The 17373-nt window shown below is 45.4% G+C and carries 18 protein-coding genes, 1 tRNA gene and 1 pseudogene; 8 read left to right on the top strand and 12 right to left on the bottom strand.

All coding sequences use genetic code 11. The features are described 5' to 3' along the window. Positions 1-104 precede the first annotated feature (104 nt). Genes cas5 through cas6 form a run of 4 tightly spaced genes read right to left on the bottom strand, consistent with a single transcriptional unit; the run spans position 105 to position 3892 of the window. The gene (gene cas5 / locus V6C93_RS17955; RefSeq protein WP_333478041.1) at positions 105-752 is read right to left on the bottom strand and encodes a type I-MYXAN CRISPR-associated protein Cas5/Cmx5/DevS; all 648 of its coding nucleotides are present in this window, start codon (positions 750-752) and stop codon (positions 105-107) included. Further along, positions 749-1678, bottom strand: a complete 930-nt coding sequence (locus V6C93_RS17950) for a type I-B CRISPR-associated protein Cas7/Cst2/DevR (RefSeq protein ID WP_333478040.1) — start codon at positions 1676-1678, stop codon at positions 749-751. Before V6C93_RS17950 ends, cas5 begins: the two co-directional genes overlap by 4 nt. A 13-nt stretch (positions 1679-1691) precedes the next feature. After that, positions 1692-3245, bottom strand: a complete 1554-nt coding sequence (cas8a1, locus tag V6C93_RS17945) for a type I-MYXAN CRISPR-associated Cas8a1/Cmx1 (RefSeq protein ID WP_333478039.1) — start codon at positions 3243-3245, stop codon at positions 1692-1694. Then, positions 3242-3892: a type I-MYXAN CRISPR-associated protein Cas6/Cmx6 gene (gene cas6, locus V6C93_RS17940; RefSeq protein WP_333478038.1), complete on the bottom strand. Its 651-nt coding sequence runs from the start codon at positions 3890-3892 to the stop codon at positions 3242-3244. The genes cas8a1 and cas6 overlap by 4 nt, the downstream gene beginning before the upstream one ends. A 190-nt stretch (positions 3893-4082) precedes the next feature. Between cas6 and V6C93_RS17935 the strand changes: the two genes are divergently transcribed. Continuing rightward, entirely contained in the window at positions 4083-5471 is a 1389-nt protein-coding gene (locus V6C93_RS17935; RefSeq protein ID WP_333478037.1) for a helix-turn-helix domain-containing protein, read from the top strand. Between the two features lie 167 nt (positions 5472-5638). On the opposite strand, the gene V6C93_RS17930 is transcribed toward V6C93_RS17935, so the two are convergent. After that, positions 5639-5712 (bottom strand) — tRNA-Val (locus V6C93_RS17930). A 160-nt stretch (positions 5713-5872) separates the two neighbouring features. On the opposite strand from V6C93_RS17930, the gene V6C93_RS17925 reads away from it, so the two are divergent. The 4 genes from V6C93_RS17925 to V6C93_RS17910 all read left to right on the top strand — a co-directional run bounded on the left by V6C93_RS17925 (position 5873) and on the right by V6C93_RS17910 (position 8028). Next, entirely contained in the window at positions 5873-6376 is a 504-nt protein-coding gene (locus V6C93_RS17925; protein WP_333478036.1) for a DNA recombination-mediator protein A, read from the top strand. Between the two features lie 3 nt (positions 6377-6379). Next, positions 6380-6805 (top strand): MAPEG family protein, encoded by a 426-nt coding sequence (locus tag V6C93_RS17920; protein WP_333478035.1) that lies wholly within the window; start codon positions 6380-6382, stop codon positions 6803-6805. Between the two features lie 94 nt (positions 6806-6899). After that, positions 6900-7391, top strand: a complete 492-nt coding sequence (locus tag V6C93_RS17915; RefSeq protein WP_333478034.1) for a YajQ family cyclic di-GMP-binding protein — start codon at positions 6900-6902, stop codon at positions 7389-7391. Positions 7392-7545: 154 nt separating this feature from the next. Beyond that, positions 7546-8028: a YidH family protein gene (locus V6C93_RS17910; RefSeq protein WP_333478033.1), complete on the top strand. Its 483-nt coding sequence runs from the start codon at positions 7546-7548 to the stop codon at positions 8026-8028. Positions 8029-8091: 63 nt separating this feature from the next. On the opposite strand, the pseudogene V6C93_RS17905 reads toward V6C93_RS17910, so the two are convergent. Together V6C93_RS17905 and hemL are read right to left on the bottom strand one after the other, a co-directional pair. Continuing rightward, a pseudogene (locus V6C93_RS17905) lies at positions 8092-8460 on the bottom strand (DUF1257 domain-containing protein). 748 nt (positions 8461-9208) lie between these two features. Then, positions 9209-10507, bottom strand: a complete 1299-nt coding sequence (gene hemL, locus V6C93_RS17900; RefSeq protein ID WP_333478032.1) for a glutamate-1-semialdehyde 2,1-aminomutase — start codon at positions 10505-10507, stop codon at positions 9209-9211. 107 nt (positions 10508-10614) lie between these two features. Here hemL and V6C93_RS17895 point away from each other — a divergent pair, with 107 nt between their 5' ends. Together V6C93_RS17895 and hisIE are read left to right on the top strand one after the other, a co-directional pair. After that, positions 10615-10803, top strand: coding sequence for a ChaB family protein (locus V6C93_RS17895; RefSeq protein WP_333478031.1), 189 nt, complete (start codon positions 10615-10617; stop codon positions 10801-10803). A 144-nt stretch (positions 10804-10947) separates the two neighbouring features. Then, on the top strand, positions 10948-11601 hold the full coding sequence (hisIE, locus tag V6C93_RS17890; RefSeq protein WP_414644205.1) for a bifunctional phosphoribosyl-AMP cyclohydrolase/phosphoribosyl-ATP diphosphatase HisIE: 654 nt from the start codon (positions 10948-10950) through the stop codon (positions 11599-11601). A gap of 323 nt (positions 11602-11924) precedes the next feature. Here hisIE and V6C93_RS17885 read toward each other — a convergent pair whose 3' ends face one another. Together V6C93_RS17885 and V6C93_RS17880 are read right to left on the bottom strand one after the other, a co-directional pair. Continuing rightward, a complete protein-coding gene (locus V6C93_RS17885) occupies positions 11925-12953 on the bottom strand; it encodes a hypothetical protein (RefSeq protein WP_333478029.1) in 1029 nt (342 codons plus the stop codon). Between the two features lie 120 nt (positions 12954-13073). Beyond that, positions 13074-13286, bottom strand: coding sequence for a hypothetical protein (locus V6C93_RS17880; protein ID WP_333478028.1), 213 nt, complete (start codon positions 13284-13286; stop codon positions 13074-13076). A 45-nt stretch (positions 13287-13331) separates the two neighbouring features. Here V6C93_RS17880 and V6C93_RS17875 point away from each other — a divergent pair, with 45 nt between their 5' ends. Next, positions 13332-14456 (top strand): RNA-guided endonuclease TnpB family protein, encoded by a 1125-nt coding sequence (locus V6C93_RS17875; protein ID WP_333478027.1) that lies wholly within the window; start codon positions 13332-13334, stop codon positions 14454-14456. A gap of 105 nt (positions 14457-14561) precedes the next feature. On the opposite strand, the gene V6C93_RS17870 is transcribed toward V6C93_RS17875, so the two are convergent. The 3 genes from V6C93_RS17870 to xth form a co-directional block, all read right to left on the bottom strand. Then, entirely contained in the window at positions 14562-15482 is a 921-nt protein-coding gene (locus V6C93_RS17870) for a hypothetical protein (RefSeq protein WP_333478026.1), read from the bottom strand. Between the two features lie 159 nt (positions 15483-15641). Continuing rightward, a complete protein-coding gene (locus V6C93_RS17865) occupies positions 15642-16520 on the bottom strand; it encodes an SDR family oxidoreductase (RefSeq protein WP_333478025.1) in 879 nt (292 codons plus the stop codon). A 340-nt stretch (positions 16521-16860) separates the two neighbouring features. Further along, on the bottom strand, positions 16861-17373 hold a 513-nt coding region (gene xth / locus V6C93_RS17860; protein ID WP_333478024.1), incomplete at its 5' end, for an exodeoxyribonuclease III.

Genomic DNA, 17373 nt, shown 5'->3' with positions numbered 1-17373 from the left:
AACGCTTTCAGGGAATTGCAAGCATCGTTTACTGCTATCAAAACTCTGAACAGCAAGTTAGATAAGCATTACAGCCATTTTTCCCTATTTAATCTACTCACCATTCACAGATGCTTGCAAACAGGAGCTTGAATTGTCGTCCAAGAAGACTCTGGTGGAGACTGAGTAGATATTTCCTGCAACCGATAACGCAGCCAGCGTGTTCCCCTTGAGCCAACGTGGTCAACCCAATAGGGTAAAGTGATTAATCCTTCATCATCTCGAATTAACCACCGCCTAGACTCACTGCGATAATCATCAGATAACAACTTCACCACGTTAACCAAATCATTACTCTCTCCGAGGTACAAGCAGCCAAATCGCTGAACTGAAGTAGGATACGTCAGCGATTGTTCTACCCTTTCGGCAAGATTCGGCTGTACTCGCTCTTCTCCAGACGCTACCCAAACCATAAACTTGATATCCGTCAGTATCTCTTGGTACTCAGGTATGGTATTTCTAGAATCGCTGTAATCTTTTACCTTAAAACGCCGCAACTGCCGCAGCACCTTGGATTTTCTCGGTTGAGACAGCATGGCTATGGCTAGCTGTACTCCACAATGTTTGTAAGCATCTGTTTCTCCTACCAAAGAAAGCAGCATCCCATATACGGTTGACGGAGGAGGGACGGGATAAGTCTGTCCATATTCTCTCGCGTGAGACTGACGGAACGTAGCAAACGGCACCTCAACATAGAGAGCGATCGAACTCATGATGATGGTTGAAACTCAGTTAAATTTAAATCTCTAGCAATAACTCGTTTTAAATCAGCAACAGCTTTTTCTCTCCCTTGAAATATATGAGCATCCTTGAGATGTAGGTTTTTAGCAACCTTGCCCCCAATCCACAGCTCACTTCCATCAATATCTTCTACTTCAACTTGTTCAATCAAGTCAGAAGATATTATAGGTTCTAGCCCTAATGAATCTTGTTGAAAACAATAGAAAATATGGGGTGAGTTTTTCTGAGTCCAGCGAAACACCATACTTTCAGGAGAAAAATCATAGCAAAACACATTATTGTGTCCCCCTACCTTACGGATAGACATTAATCCATCTATAACAGCAAAAAGACGAGATTTGTCTTTGAGGTGATTGGGGTCTAGCGCAAATCCATATTGATAACGAGTATTATGATATTCAGGGTTATGAAGCGATGTTCTGTTTGGTTCTCCACTCCTAGCATTAAGAGATATAGTTCCATTATAGAGAGTTAAAGAAATCGCACGAGTGACTCCTAATGCTCCTAAACGTGGTATTGAATTTCCTTTAGATTTTTTACCTCTTTTCTCTTTATTCTGTTTATTTTGAGTTTCTAACTCTTCTTGGATTATTTCTTCTTTCGCAGCTTCAGTCTTCATATAACCCAACACATCATCATCAATAAATCGAACCGGGTCAAAATCTTCATTGGTTAATAAATTTTTGAAAGTATCCGCATTCCAAACGCGATTTACTGGATAATCTTGTTGTTGCCAATAGTAACGTAATGCCCAACGAATGGCATCCCCAGAAACGGTGGAATGAATTTTATCGTGCCACCAAGCTTTCTGCAAAGGACTAACATTCCCTCTTGATTGTCCATGATTCAGTGAGGCAGAACCATAGTGAGTTAATAGATTGCCAAATAATTGGTACATGACATTAATTAATCTATGATTGAGTTTCTGGAGTTACTTCAGAGTTTTGCCTAAATTCTTCTGATGGTTTTTGGCTTGGTTTGTAACTGGCTAAGGCAATCAAGACTAGATTTCTAGCTTTTTCCCAGGAAATTTGCCCCATCAAGAGTGGCAATATAGATTCCCATTGGTCGTATAATGCAGAATTAAGACCAGCTCTGGAGAGGAAATCCGATAGGAAGTCGTTAAAAGATTGCTGGTCGTAGCATCGCCCTAGTTCTCCTCTGATTCGTTCATATTCTCGCTCGAATCGAGGAACTTCTCCTTCCTTAGTACGACCATAAATTTTGCCATAGGTTTTTCTTAATGCTTCATGACAAGCTTTAATAAAAGATTTATAATTTTCCATTTCATCATCGGTTTCAATCATGCTTCGCAAACCTTCTCGGTTATAAAATAGTTGTTTAGATAAATCTCCAAATATATCCTGGCTAAAACTTACCCAAAAACCTGACCACCAAGGTAAGCCTTTGGCTAAGTTGTCGGCAATCAGCCCTTTAATAGGGTTAACTTTAACAATAAAATTTAACCCATCCCCAAAAACTCTATTTTTTTGAAAGAGGTTATAAATTAATTTATAATTAAGGATGGTTTTTGCCTCAAAGTCTATATCCTGAATATCCGTTAAACTTCTTTGTTTTGATTCTTTATTCAATTTTTCGTATAACAGGGTTTGACAAACTTCATGATACTCATTTGAGTACTGTATTTCGTCATAGAGGTAGTAATTTAAGGCAGCTTCTCCCCAACTCGTTACGTGAAAATCTTTATAGTCTAATTTCCGCAACTCCCAACATCGTTGAGCGGCAATTGTTAAATTGGTAACTTCAGGAATTACGAGAATATATTTGGCGGCTTGTTTTGTATCAATCCTTGAACAATTAGAATGCCAAATAAAATATTGGCAGACAAGAGGCAAAAACAGTAATGCTAGTGCATATTCTACTTTTTTTTCTAGCTTATTATATTTGTCTAATCTTGCATGACGGACTGTTGCTCCTGGATAAATCCAACTGACAATATGAATGTAATCTTTTAGTAGTTTCCCTGTCGTGTCACAAAGCTGATTAGCGAAAGTCTGATGGGTATACCATTCTATTTTTTTATATCTCAGCCTTCCTTTAATACCATCGACACTCAAAGATTCAGAGGCTTGCTCTCCTGATTTATAAAATTGATTGTGTCGTAAAAAAGTAGATCCTATAGCTTGATGAAGATGGATTTGATTAATCACATCCATTGAGGAATAATCCAATCCAGTTAAACTAATCAATCCTTTTTCATTAATTTGAAAAGATTGTCTGAGTAACCAATCTAAAACTGTGAAATCTTCTCCTTGCCAGTTAAGACTGATGCTACAGTTAGTCAGCCCCCAAGAAAGATTGCCTGGACGAGTAGCAGGGGTGGGAAATTGGAGTTCTAGTTGCTGTAGAGTCATCCACAATCCCGCCATCCCTGCACGGTGCATGATTGTTGTATCCGAAGCACTGAGAGTCAGGTAGATTTTGGGTCGCGTGGTTGTTGTCATTCCCTTTCCCTCTTGTTGCGCCGTGAAGGGACAAACACGCCACACATCATCTTCTGCTTTCCACCCATACCGTATTTTTGTAGGGTGATTGAGTCTTCTTCACCCAAGCCCGTTACTTGCACCCCAAACCCCCGCACAGGAAAGATTCCAGCTTTATTTTCAATCGTCAGTTGTCGGCACTGGGGTTGACCGTTGGCTCTACTGGAAAGCGTGATAGTTCCTTGGATGTTTAAGCGTTCTAATTGACGTTTGGCTGCTTCTAAAAAGCGTTGAGGTTCTTGAAAACGTTTAATTATGACAAGACGAGAGTATAAGTCTGGAAAGGGGTGTAAAGGATTGTATTCAGGAATGCCTAATTGAAATTGGTTTTGACCAATACTGAAAGTTTGTCCAGCTAGATATTCGTAGATAAAGGGAATGAGGTCTACAGGCAGGCGTATTTGCAACTTTGAACGTTGCGTGAGACGAAGTTCTTTTGAGGATTCGGGAATGCCTGCGATGGGATGAATGCTGATATCTTCTAGTTGATGGATAGCAGGACAGATACGGGAAAGAGCAGAATAGACGATGTAGCCATTATCAAGGGGAAGAGTTTGGCCTGTCAGGGAAAAAATTAAGTCTATATAGGGAGACTCCTCGGTTAACATGATTCATTTTCTTTGTTCTTTGAAGAGTGCAGTAGAATGTTATAAAATTAGACTATTCAGAGATTTTCTGGGAAAAATTAATTTTAAATCCATTATCAGAAATAAGTTAATTTCCTTAATAAAATTTAGTTTTATTTTGCAAATCTAAAGCTTTTTTTATAAAGTACTTCAGGGATTTTAAGAATTAATAATGCTAATTCAAGCCTATGCTAATGAAGAATTATGGAGTCCCGAAAAGCTTCAGTTGCCTGAACGTAGCCGTCTTTACCATTTACTGCCTGTAGCAATAGGAACTCCTTTCGTAGAAAGCTTAACTAGCTACATTGCTCGACTAGCAGAGTCTCATAGCGTACTCCCCAGTGTGTTGATATCCAAGGAAATCACGCCCTATCTGAAGAAAGTTTTTGCTAAAAGGCTTTCCAGCAGAAGGTTACGAGCTTTGTTTGACCGCGCTAGAGCTTTGAACGGTACCGGAGATATAGCAATGGATTTTGTCCAAGCTCTGGAAACGTTAACGCTTCGGAGTGATTTATGCTTTCTGACTTTGCTCAATTGCGCTTCCATCCTGCCACCACGAGGTTTGTTCCGTGCTTACAAAGCTTGGTGTCCTGCTTGCTATCAAAAGTGGCGCTTATCGAGGCAAGTTGTCTATGAGCCTCTTCTTTGGGCAATCGAGGCAGTCAAGGTCTGTCCCCAACACCACCAACCCCTTTGCTTGTACTGTCCTTACTGTCACAAACAATCTCTTCTGCTAGAGTGGCACTCATGTTCCGGGTATTGCTCGGTTTGTGGCAAGTGGTTAGGAAAGTTAGGAACCTCCTGTGATTTTTTGGAGCGTGGCACCTTATCGCCAGAGGAGCTAACCAGGCAAAACTGGACAGCCAATACTATAGGAGAATTGATTACTGTCGTACCTCGCCTCTCATCTCCACTGCCGAGGGGAAACGTAGCGGAAGCCATGCGTACAGTGGTCAACCTCGTTACTAAGGGGAATATCGCCGCCTTCGCTAGTCGTTTAGGAATTCCTAAAAATACCCTATGGATGTGGCATACCGGGAAAGCTTTACCCCAACTGGATGTTCTCCTGAAAATTTGTTATTGCCTGGAGATATCGTTGTTGGACTTCCTAGTACCAGAGAAGGTGGCAAATCAGCCATTGAAGATAAGCATACAGAAATCTCCTGAGCAATCGCACAACAAGAGAATTTCTCCCAAATGCTTCAATTCAGACCGAGTAGAAGAGGTTTTACTAGCAACTCTAGCCATTAGTAAGCAGCCGCCACCGACAATGAAAGAGGTTGCTCAGCAGCTAGGCTATGATCGGCGGACAATTTCCCGTCATTTTCCCGAACTATGTCGCGCCATTTCGACCAGATCCCAAAGTTATAGAAAGGCTTTGCGACTCACAGAGGTAGAGCAGTCTTGTCAGGAAGTTCAACAAATTGCACTTGAACTGCTAAATAGAGGAGTACAGCCGAGCGAGGCTCGTGTGTCTGAGCTAATGTCTAAGCCAGGATACTTGAGATATCAGGCTGTCCGTGCTGCTTTACAGGAAGCACAGTGCAGGGCACGGCTGTAAACTACAGTTTAAGAATTCCAACTCGATTGGGTTGAAACGCTGTTAAATTTGACCTGAAAGTTTTAAAGCATAACTTTGCCGGAGTCTTTTTAAAGCATAACTTTGCCGAAGCGGCAAAAACAAACTTTAAATCACACAAGTAATCACGTTTAGCATTTCGATAAAAGTGGACACAACTGGACTCGAACCAGTGACCCCTACGATGTCAACGTAGTGCTCTAACCAACTGAGCTATGCGTCCGAACACAATTTCAGATAGTAGCATAGAATTTAGCCAAGACGCAAATAAAAAAAAAAGAACGAATTTGACGGGCGATCGCAAACCAAAACCAAATTAGTGCATCTTAAGGGCAACGGCTTCTGTTAGAATATCTGGGTTGTTCAGCTAAAATACGGCATCTTTGACTCAATCAGTAGACATCGTCGGTGTCGATACATTAGCGCAAGAGCTTGCGACAATCCAGCAAACGGGTTCTAAGCGGATTGCGCTTTTAGGGTCGCGTCACGTTCCTATTACTCATCAAAATCTCATTGAGATGATGAGCTACGCCCTAGTTCTAGAGGGCAATCGTCTCATCACTTCTGGTGCTACCGGCACAAATGCCGCCGCCATTCGTGGTGCCATGCGTGCTGACCCCAGCCTACTCACCGTGATTTTGCCCCAAAGCCTAGAACGTCAACCACGAGAATCACGGAAGCAACTGGATCTGGTGATGCATTTGGTGGAAAATCCAGAAAACGATAATCTGTCCCTAAGTGAGGCGAGTGCGCTGTGCAATCAGGAAATTGTTTCCCGGTGCCAGCAGCTCATTTGCTTCGCGTTTCATGATAGCCGAACCCTGCTCAAAACCTGCGAGGATGCAGAAGAGCAGCGCAAGGTTGTTACTCTGTTTTACTTTGACTAAATTATGAATCTACAGGATTCTGTGATTCTGCTTTACTGTATTGTCGCAGCGGCAGCCCTGATTTATCTGCCGTTTCTGGTCGTAGCGTCTGGACGTGTCAAGGTGGGATATGACCTGAGTGCGCCGCGTGCGATGTTTGACAAGTTACCTCCCTATGCTCAGCGAGCAACTTGGGCACATCAGAACTCGTTTGAAGCCTTTATGATTTTCACGGCGGCGGCACTGATGGCTTATGTGACGGGGCAAAACTCGTCCTTAGCCGTGGGAGCTGCGATCGCGTTTGTCATTGTCCGATTGCTATACTCGGTTTTTTATATCCTTGACATCCCCTTAGCGCGATCGCTAATGTTCGCCATTGGCTCAGCTTGCAGCGGTACTCTGTTCGTCTTAAGCCTACTGAGTGCCCATAACTCCATCAAGCTACTCTAAGCTTTGGGCAGCAGCAAAAACTTCCGTCTTGAACTTTAAGCCGTTGGTTGTTAGTTGTTCGTAATAAACAAACGATTTTTAACTTCTTTACTTTATGGCTTCCACATTTTCATTCGATGTTGTCAGCGACTTTGATCGGCAAGAGTTGGTCAACACGGTAGACCAATCCATTCGGGAAATCAACAGCCGTTACGACCTGAAAGACACGAAGACTACGGTCGAATTAGGCGAAGAAGTCATTACCGTCAATACGGATAGCGAATTTACCCTAGAGGCCGTTCATACAATTCTCCGAACCAAAGCCGCGAAACGCAACCTCTCGCAGAAAATCTTTGAATACGGCAAAGTTGAATCGGCTAGCGGTAATCGCGTCCGCCAAGAAATCAAGCTCAAAAAAGGCATTAGTCAGGAAATAGCCAAGAAAATCACTAAGCTAATTCGCGACGAATTCAAAAAGGTACAAGGCTCAATTCAAGGGGATGCAGTTAGAGTTTCCAGCAGCTCAAAAGATGACTTACAATCAGTCATGCAGCGACTGAAGCAGGAGGATTTTCCCGTAGCGCTGCAATTTACTAACTATCGTTAGAGCGTTTGGGATTAACCGATTTGGGATTGTTGGAGATTCCTGAGCAAATTCGCTTAAGCCTAGATATCCAAGCTCAAAACTACAATCCCAATCAATCTGTGCGATCGCTCTTGAGCAAAAAAGCTAATTTTCAAGCAGTGAACAAAGGGCGAGAATGCCAGAAATTGACCGCCAGAGAGAGCATCAAGCTAATGAACGGACATTTCTCGCTTGGATGCGTACCTCTATTGCCTTGATTGGGTTCGGTTTTGCGCTCGCTCGCTTCGGCCTATTTCTACATGAGCTTCAAACTCGTCTCGACGAGAAAGACTTGCCAAGCCACTCCTTCATCAGCTCCCAAAGCCTAGGCATTGGTCTTGTAATTATCGGCATCATCTTCATTGCCCTTGCCGTGTGGCGTTACAACCAAGTCTTCTGGCAAATTGAGCGAGGTGACTACCGACCTTCACGTCTGTTAGTTTGGGTTACGGCGGCAATCGTAATCTTCCTTGGCTTCCTCAGTATTCCCTTACTTCTCTTCCGACAGACTTCTCCGGCTAACTCTCCGTCTTCCCGTAGTAGAGTTGAGCGCTACTTTGGAAAACATTTGTCTACTTCACTGAGCCTCAAGCCGCAAACTAAGTTTAGGCTGAGGTGAACGCTGCTTATTTATCGAACCCGTAACCCTGCCGGAAGTTGAACGAGTTTTGTCGCTGTATCGTCAATCATTCTGCTCACGTGTCTCCTGTTCTGCCAAGGTTTCGTTGAGAACGTACTGCTGCATAATGGATTGGATCAATTCAGTTGGGTCATACGAATCAGACACACCCCCCAGATCGCCGATGAAGTCAAAGCTATCATCGGGATTGCGAATCCAGCCCAGATCCTAATCGCCCTCAAGAATTGCCACAATATCAGCACGCACTCGTTGATCCATGTAACCTCGCACATCGGCATTGGTTTTGACGGTAAAACCTAATTGCTGAAGGGAGGTTTTCAAAATTTCAGCATCGGTAAGCTTGGTGCGAAAGCTGCTAAAGTGGTCGCCACGGGTTGCAACAATCACTTGCCCAAAAATTTCTGCTGGCATATCCAGCAAGACATCAGTGATTTTGATACAGCCCTGTTGCGTTGTTAAATCGACGGAATAACATCCTGGTCGAGAGAGCAGATAAGCCTTTCTCAAAGACCTGAATTCACGAATGGCACCTGTGATATCACCACCAGCCCACTTGGCAACACCACGAGCGTAAAAAAGCAACGGCTCAAATTCGGGTATCAGTCGCTTTGCAAGTGCTTTAACCACCTCAGCAACATGAATTAATTCGGCTTTGTCATCATTCTGAAAGGCCGTCTGAAGAGCCAATGCTAATGTACGAGCCACTTCAGGCTGTGTCAATACTTCCAGATTGTTAGTCGAGTCCATAGACCGCACAGGGATGCATGAGGCTTCGTCTCTTCCTGATAAGCTATCCAATTTGTTAGCAATTTCGGCTTAACCTTAATCCTCTTTAATCCCTCTGGGGAAACAATATAGCGATTCTCCAATCGAATGGAGTACAGTCAGACCTAACCCCCAACCCCCTTCCCTACTAGGGAAGGGGGCTAATTTCAAAGCCTCTCTCCTTGTAGGAGAGAGGTTTGGAGAGAGGTTAAAAGTGTACCGCATCCAATTGAGAAGGGCTATAAAAGCGAAGCATTCGTGAGTGAATCTGGTTCGCTTGCCCAGGCTTCTGCCACGAATGTTTCGCCCCTAGCACTATCTCTAGAGAGATTAACTCTCAGATGGCTAATCTGAGATTTTTAATCGAGCAATCGAGTCATAATTCCTAACCGAATTATAAACTCGATAGAACTTCGCGTGCCGCTTCCAGCGTGCGGTCAATATCTTCATCCGTATGAGCTAGGGACGTAAACCCTGCCTCAAACTGAGACGGTGCCAAATAAACACCATGCTCCAACATACCGCGATGGAAACGACTGAACTTGGTTAAATCAGACTTTTTGGCGTCTGCGTAGTTGTGAACGGGTTCACCCGTGAAAAACATGCCGAACATGGCACTGATTTGTCCACCAAAGACTTCGTGCCCTGTTTCCTTGGCAATTTGTAGCAAACCGTCTGATAGCTTCTTGGTAATGCGATCGAGCTGTTCGTAGGTACCCGGTTTTTGCAACAACTCCAGCGTCTTAATTCCAGCTGTCATCGCTAGCGGATTACCCGAAAGCGTACCCGCTTGGTACATGGGGCCTGCGGGTGCAACCATTGACATAATATCCTTACGTCCGCCATAAGCTCCCACCGGCAATCCACCGCCAATAACTTTGCCCAGCGTTGTCAAATCAGGCGTAATACCGAATTTTTCCTGAGCACCACCGTAGGCTATGCGGAAGCCGGTCATCACTTCATCAAACACCAGCAGAGCGCCATACTCTTGGGTGAGTACCCGCAAGCCTTCCAGGAACCCAGCATCAGGAGGAATAAAACCAGCATTCCCGACAACTGGCTCCAGAATTACACCGGCAATTTCATCTGGAGAGGATTCAAATAGCGCTTTTACCGCTTCCAAATCATTGTAAGGAGCGGTTACGGTATTGCTAGTGGCAGACTTGGGAACACCGGGAGAATCGGGCAAGCCTAACGTCGCAACGCCAGAACCGGCCTGGACTAAGAGCATATCCGCGTGACCGTGATAGCAGCCTTCAAACTTGATAATTTTGTCACGTCCAGTAAACGCCCGCATCAACCGGATAACAGCCATACAGGCTTCGGTTCCGGAATTAACAAACCGTACCATCTCAATGCTAGGGACGGCATCAATCACCATCGATGCCAACACGTTCTCCAGCACAGAAGGTGCACCAAAGCTAGTCCCTTTTTCTAAAGCTTCGTGTAGAGCTGCAATGACTTCTGGATGGGCATGACCGCAAATCGCTGGCCCCCAGGTTCCTACATAGTCGATGTACTGGTTGCCATCAACATCCCAAATGTAGGCTCCTTTAACGTGGTCAAAAACGATGGGTTGTCCACCCACTGATTTGAACGCTCGGACGGGGGAACTGACACCTCCTGGCATCAGCTTTTGGGCAGCAGCGAAGATTTCTTCCGATTTGGTCGTTTTAATTGTGGTATTAACCAAGGTTGTCTCCGTAGTAGGAAGTTGTAGAGTCTATCTGGGGATAGGGGTACGCTTTTTTGAGAATTTCTATGCTAGTTGATTATCTCACTCAGCAAAATTCCAGAATTATGATATACAAAAGTAATGAAGATTTACCGTTAGAAATTCGTACCCGCTTATCCGAGACAGCACAGGATTTATATAGAGCTGCATATAACTCTACTATTCAATGGTACGGAGAGGCGAAGAAGGCTCATCAAGTTGCTACAAGGGCTGTGAGAATGAAGTTAGCCAGAGATTTGAGTGTTCTGGTTTAAGTTACAAGTTCTACCCCTACGTCAATTGCCCACTATCTTGTTCTGGTGAACTCCTAGTTTCAGATTAGCGACACTAACCGACCAACTGACTAGCCTAGGATGGTATCGTGGACGGAAGAGTCATTGCTTTGGTCATCCATCCGTATGTTGTCTGCTTCTGAACCAATTTCCTTAGACCAAGCCATTCCCGTTGATAAAATTCGCTACGATGAGCGGGGACTGGTGCCAGCAATTGTGCAGGACTATTTGGATGGCACTGTTTTGATGATGGCCTGGATGAATCGAGAGTCCTTAGAAAAAACTCTGGAAACAGGGGAAACCTGGTTTTGGAGTCGATCGCGCTCTCAACTGTGGCATAAAGGAGAAAGCTCAGGCCATCTCCAGAAAGTGCGATCGCTCCGTTATGACTGTGATAGTGATTGCTTACTGGTTACGGTCGAGCAAATTGGCGATATTGCTTGCCACACCGGGGAACGCAGTTGTTTCCATCAAGTGGATAGTACTAAAGCGCCACCGCCATCAGATACCTTATCTCAAGTCTTTGAAGTAATATGCGATCGCCGCGATAACCCCAGCCCAGAGTCTTATACCTGTAAGCTATTGGCTGGAGGTGATAACAAGGTTCTCAAAAAAATTGGGGAAGAAGCGGCTGAAGTGGTCATGGCTTGTAAGGATGATGACAAGGATGCGATCGCCTCTGAAGCGGCTGATCTGTTTTATCACACCCTGGTTGCTCTTGCTCACCACGGCGTCGAGTTGAAAGAGGTTTATCGCAAATTGCAACAACGCCGTCGATAACCTTCAGTCGCGTTAACTTAATAGGATTAAGCAAGAAGTAGTCGTTCTTTGAAGAAAACCCGGATTGGGGGGAAACCCCCCAATCCCCCCACTGGGGGACGGAGTGCCTACCTAGAGACCCCCTGCACAAAGGTTCTTGGGTGAGATAGGGAAGTTGTTAAGTCAGTGACATTCAACTTAATATCATGTCCGGTTGATTACCCTTAATCAAAACATGTTTGTAGTGAGCGCTTAAGCGCTCACTCTGAGAGGACTCAAGTCCTCACTACAAACTTCCCCATAAAGCGGACATAATATTTCTACAGAAAATTGGGCAAGCTCAACTACTCCAAGGACGCATTAACCTTCCCATCTGGGCTAAACGCGAGGTAAATGTTGGTATTGCCTCCCCCCTCTCTGGGAGAGACGAACGGACTACCAGGCATCGGTAAACTCGTGCTGTTGATGTACTCTCCTGCGGCATTACTCAGAGGTCTAATTCGTTGAACCGTGCCATCCGCATTAATTGACACACTGTACTCTAGAGTCTGTTTGACACCCGCAGGTGGTTGCCAGCCTTTTTTGAAATAGTTTTTGACCTCTGCCACTGAAGACTTCTCATCTGTGTTGGCGTGATTATCACTTGACCCTGAGGACGCTTGTTGATGTATACCCTCTCCTGCACAGGGGGGTTCTACAGGTAGTAAATTTGAAGGCAAGGTTGGCGGCACTCCTGGGTTACGTCCAGATAGAGACGGTTCACTGCTCAAGTCGGCTTTTGGGCTGGGTATCTGGTCTGTGGAGGGGTTAACGGAGAGAGGCTCATCTTGGCTCTTGGGTGAGGAATTGAGGGCTAGAGAGCCTGGAATTGGTACGGTAGATTGTAGCGGGGAAGTAGGAGTAAGGGGCTGTTTTCCGAGTTTCTTTGCCTGAGGTAAGGCGGTGTCGGAGAGTGGAGCAGCCTTTTGGGGTGAGACAGCGGTGGACACCTCCAATGGAGGGATTGGCATCGTCTGAGAAGGATTTTTGGCGATCGCCTGTTCTCTTTTTGCCGGGGAAGGTTCGTACAACACCATCGCCCCGATCGCGAGCGCAACCCCAGAAAACACAGCCCATTTAGCGCCTTGAACCATTCTCTGCCAAATAGGTACGCAAGTTGCTGGGCGCGAAGGCTGAGGCAAACGCTTGTAGCTGTTGCTTGCTGTGTTTTGAGCGGGTTGGTCTGCTTGTGTCCTCCGAGGGTCGGGTTTGTCGTTATTGAGGGACTTGGAAAAGCGATCGCGATTCAACTCAATCACATCCAGGCGGGATTTTCCCTCAGATTCCAGTGACTCGTTTTGGACAGAAGGTCGGTCAGCCAATAGGTGTTTCATGCTGTTATCTAACGAGGTTGTCAATAGAGCTAACTACTGGTCAATAACCACTGTTTACAGATTTACAGAAAAACAAGCAAAGCCCACGTCTTTTAAGCGTGGGATGTAGCGTTGGCGCTTTTAAGCGCCGTCCCGCAACTTTAGCCTATAAACGGTAATTCGTTCGACTCCTACAGCATCAAGAATTTTCTTCCCTGGTTCCCGACGACCTCGCAAAACATCGTTAACATAGGCGGCTGAGAGGTCGTTGTCTTGAGCAAACGCAGCTTGCAATCCTGCATATCTTGAACCGATAACAGATTGAATATAAGAAATTAATTCGTCTTTGTTCATCGAGGAAATACCACTAATAAGCTTATTGATGGTATAACAGCACTTATGAAAACTCTGAAGTTCAAGCTCTACAGTCACAAGCGGAATAAATACTTCAAGCGGACAATCAATGCTGCTGGGGTAATTTATAACCATTGCATTGCTCTACATCGTCGGTACTACCGGATGTGGGGAAAGCACTTGAACTGCGCGAGACTTCAGAAGCACATTGCCAAACTCCGAAAGCGCAATCCGTTTTGGCAGTTAGTGGGTTCTCAGGCAGTACAGGATATCTGTCAACGCATTGATAAAGCCTACCAATTGTTTTTCAAGCACCATAAAAAAGGAGTCAGACCACCAGGATTTAAAAAAATCAAAAAGTACAAGTCATTTACCCTGAAACAGGCTGGATACAAGTTTCTGGGTGGAAATCGAGTCAAAATAGGAAGCCGAGTCTACCAATACTGGAACTCCAGAGAAATAGAGGGAACTGTTAAGACATTGACTATTAAGCGAACACCATTAGGTGAGTTGTTTATGGTTGTTGTTGTAGACGGATATTCGACACCAGAAGTCACATTCGAGACTGGTAAAATAGCTGGATTTGATTTTGGGTTGAAGACGTTTCTCACTTGCTCGGAAGGATTCAGTATTGAATCGCCGCTATTCCTAAAAGCATCTCTCAACATAGTTCGCAAGGCATCTAAGCAGCATTCTAAAAAGCAGAAAGGGTCAAACAACCGGGAACAAGCCAGAAAGCATCTAGCTCGTTGTCACGAGGCTGTTGCTAATCGTAGACGTAATTGGTTTTGGAAGCTTGCACATAAGTTGACTGACCAATGCGATGTGTTGTGTTTCGAGACTCTAAACCTCAAAGGAATGCAGCAACTATGGGGACGCCAAGTCAATGACTTGGCGTTAGGAGACTTTCTCCAAATCCTAGAGTGGGTAGCCAAAAAGAAAGGCAAGCAAGTTATCTACATTGACCCCTGGTATCCATCTAGTAAGACTTGCTCTTGTTGTGGTCATGTTCTAGATGAACTGGATTTATCCGTTAGACGTTGGCGCTGTCCATCTTGTCATTCAGTTAACGACAGGGATGCCAACGCCGCTGTAAATATCAAAATGGTTGGGAGTTCAACCATAGGCGTAGGGGATGTTAGACAGTCTCAGGCTGCAATCCCTGTCTGATGCCTGAATCCCACGGATTCAATCCGTGGGAGTGGCTCAACCTGACCTGACGTTGCAGGAGGAGTGGGAACACTCAGCCGCGACCCAATCCACTGCTATCACTCCTCAAGGACGCGCCTGCTTAGGCGGAAAATTGGATGAGTCTCCACGGCGAGAACTGGGTGAAGCACTGGGTAGATTCACCTCTTCCAAAGAAGCTTTGACCTTCCCATCCGGCCTAAATTCTAGGAGGACGCCCGTCTTGCTTCCCTCTTCAGCGGGAGAGGCCAACGAATTACCCGGCAAGGGAAGATTCGTGTTATTGATGTACTCTCCGGCGGCATTGCTCAGAGGAAGAATTTGTTGAATGGTACCATCTGCATTGAGGACAACACTGTACTGTAAAGGCTCCTTCAAATTGGAAGGGGGTTTCCAGCCTTTTTTAAAGTAGTTTCTGACTTCTGCGATGACGGCGTTCTTATTCGTGCTGGTCTTCTTTCCTGCTGTTTCAGTTGAAGCTCCTTTTTGATCGGGAACCGAACTCAAAGAGGGAGGGACTGTCACGGGTGAGGGAGAGAGCAATTCTGGTGGAATACCTGGAAGACTTGTAGATGGAGAAGAGCCGCGAGTTGAACCCGTTCCTTTGGGGCTGTTCCGATTGGGTAACCCTCCAGGAGAGGGGATAACTGGCAGAGGTTGCTCTAGACCTTTTGCCGGGGGACTAGGAAGAACAGAGCCTGGGAGAGGGACTGTAGGCAGAGGCGAGGGATTAACACCAAGAGGGTCTTTTCCCAGTTCCTTGAGGGGCGGAGATAACTGGGGTAAGGGATATATCGGGGATGGCAACGGCTCATCCAGTAATGGAGTATTTAGCAGCTCTCGAGGAGGTGTTGGCAAAGCTGAGAGGGGAGTTTCCGGCGGGGATGAGGGTAGCTGGTTCGTTGAAGGGATAGGCTCTTTCATCAGCACCACCGCGACACCGACCACCCCCACAGAAAGCGCTATGAATTTAACTTCTTGAGGAATTCTCGCCCAAAACGATTTCATGGTTAAACCTTAGGAGTGTCACGATGGAGCTGACGACTGTTTCCAGATTAACTGTTGTGTACCCCATAGGGTAGGGGCACGGCATCATTACCATTGTGCCTAAGCTCAAGGATTAGGGTTGCCGTGCCTGACAATAGGAGGTAGTTTTTTTAACCACTCCTAAGTCCCTAAATAACGCCTCAAGAAACTTTCCAAAGATTCTAATTTCAAGTTGTAAACTGACTCCAGCCTAGCAACCTCTTCGGGTGTGCAGAAAAATTCATTAGCTAGCAATGTCCTTAGTGTACCCAAGCCTTTCCGGGTTTGAGGGTTAACAAAACCTAGAGCATTTCTGATGCCATCAAACACGAACAAGGGTGGATTAATAATCATCGGCTCCCGGTTAAAGATGCGGCTGAAAATCCGAGGGATATCTTCCCGCTTCAGAACATCTGGCCCCCCTACAGCAAAGGTTTGATTGCGTGCTCCTTCCACCGTGACAGAATCGACAGCCATCTGCGCCAAATCGTCCGTACTGACAATTGAAGTTCGGTTTTTGCCATCACCGTTGAGTAGGTAAATCCCTGTTTGCCGAAATTGTTCTGCTAGGGGAATTAAGTTCGATGCCAACCCAGAAGGACGCAGAATGGTATAGTTCAGCCCACTGGCTTCTAAGTACTTTTCTACAGCTCGCTTGGCTTTGAAGACTGGGGCATCTTCATAACCGCGATCGCTTCCTAAGACGGAGATAAACACAAAGTGCTGGACACCCTGCTCCTTGGCTTGGTCAATTATCTCGATATTGGCTCGGTAGTCTAGGGCTTGTGCACTGCCCCTGCCAGAACCATGCGTACTAATGATGTACTGAACCCCCTTACAGGCTTTCTGGATATCTCTTTCCTCCTGCAAGTCACCAATAAACAGTTCAGCACCCCGGCTTTCTAACTCTCCATAGCGAGAAGTAAGGCGGACAAAGGCTCGTACTGGTAGCTCTTGCTCCCGCAAGAGGCGGATGACGCGGCGACCAATTTGTCCTGTTGCTCCAGTGACTAAGTACATGAAAAAATACCTCGTTGGTAGCGAACGACTATCTCTCAGTGTATTTTTCCCTAGTAAGTATTTCTACCTGATATAGCAAAAGGCAGAAGGCTTTTAGGTTTATTACTAGTAGGTGGTCGTTTGAGCCGTTCAGTCTGTCCTAATCTGAATGTCACTGACTTAAGCAAGAAGTAGTCGTTCTTTGAAAAAAACCCAGATTGGGGGGTTTCCCCCCAAACCCCCCACTGGTGGACGGAGTGCCTACCTAGAGACCCCCTGCACAAAGGTTGGTTGGTAAAGTAGGAAAGTTCTTAAGTCAGTGCTATTCGTCCTAACCTTGATGGTGACAGATATTCTGACCCTAAAACTCAACAATTACGGGAGTATGGTCACTGGGTTGCTCAAGTTTCCTAGGCCCTTTATCAATCGTGCAACTAATCGCTTGATTGTAGAGGTTGGCGGTAAGGTAGTGATGGTCAATCCGCCAACCGCGATCGCGAGTAAAACCATTTTGACGATAATCCCACCAAGTATAGTGACCCCCCTCGGAGGTAAATTTGCGAAAGACATCAGCTAACCCCACCTCTAAAACGTCCCGTAAGGCTTGGCGTTCCACAGGAGAGGCCATGATAGCATTATCTTTGCCTTTAGGGTTATAGATATCTCGGTCGTCTGGAGCAATGTTAAAATCTCCGCAGACACAGAAGTCATTGGGCTGTTTTTCTAACAAGGCTTTCAGGTATTCCCGCAATACCTTGAGCCAACGAAGTTTGTAATCGTATTTATCACTTCCCACTGCCGAACCATTCGGTACATAGAGATTCACAATGCGAACATTTTCGACAATACCTGTGATTACTCGTTTTTGTTCGTC

It is taken from the genome of Allocoleopsis sp., from assembly GCF_036703385.1.
Taxonomy (GTDB): domain Bacteria; phylum Cyanobacteriota; class Cyanobacteriia; order Cyanobacteriales; family Coleofasciculaceae; genus Allocoleopsis.
Note: the sequence above shows the minus strand (reverse complement) of the source record. Positions and strands in the feature narration are given on the sequence as shown.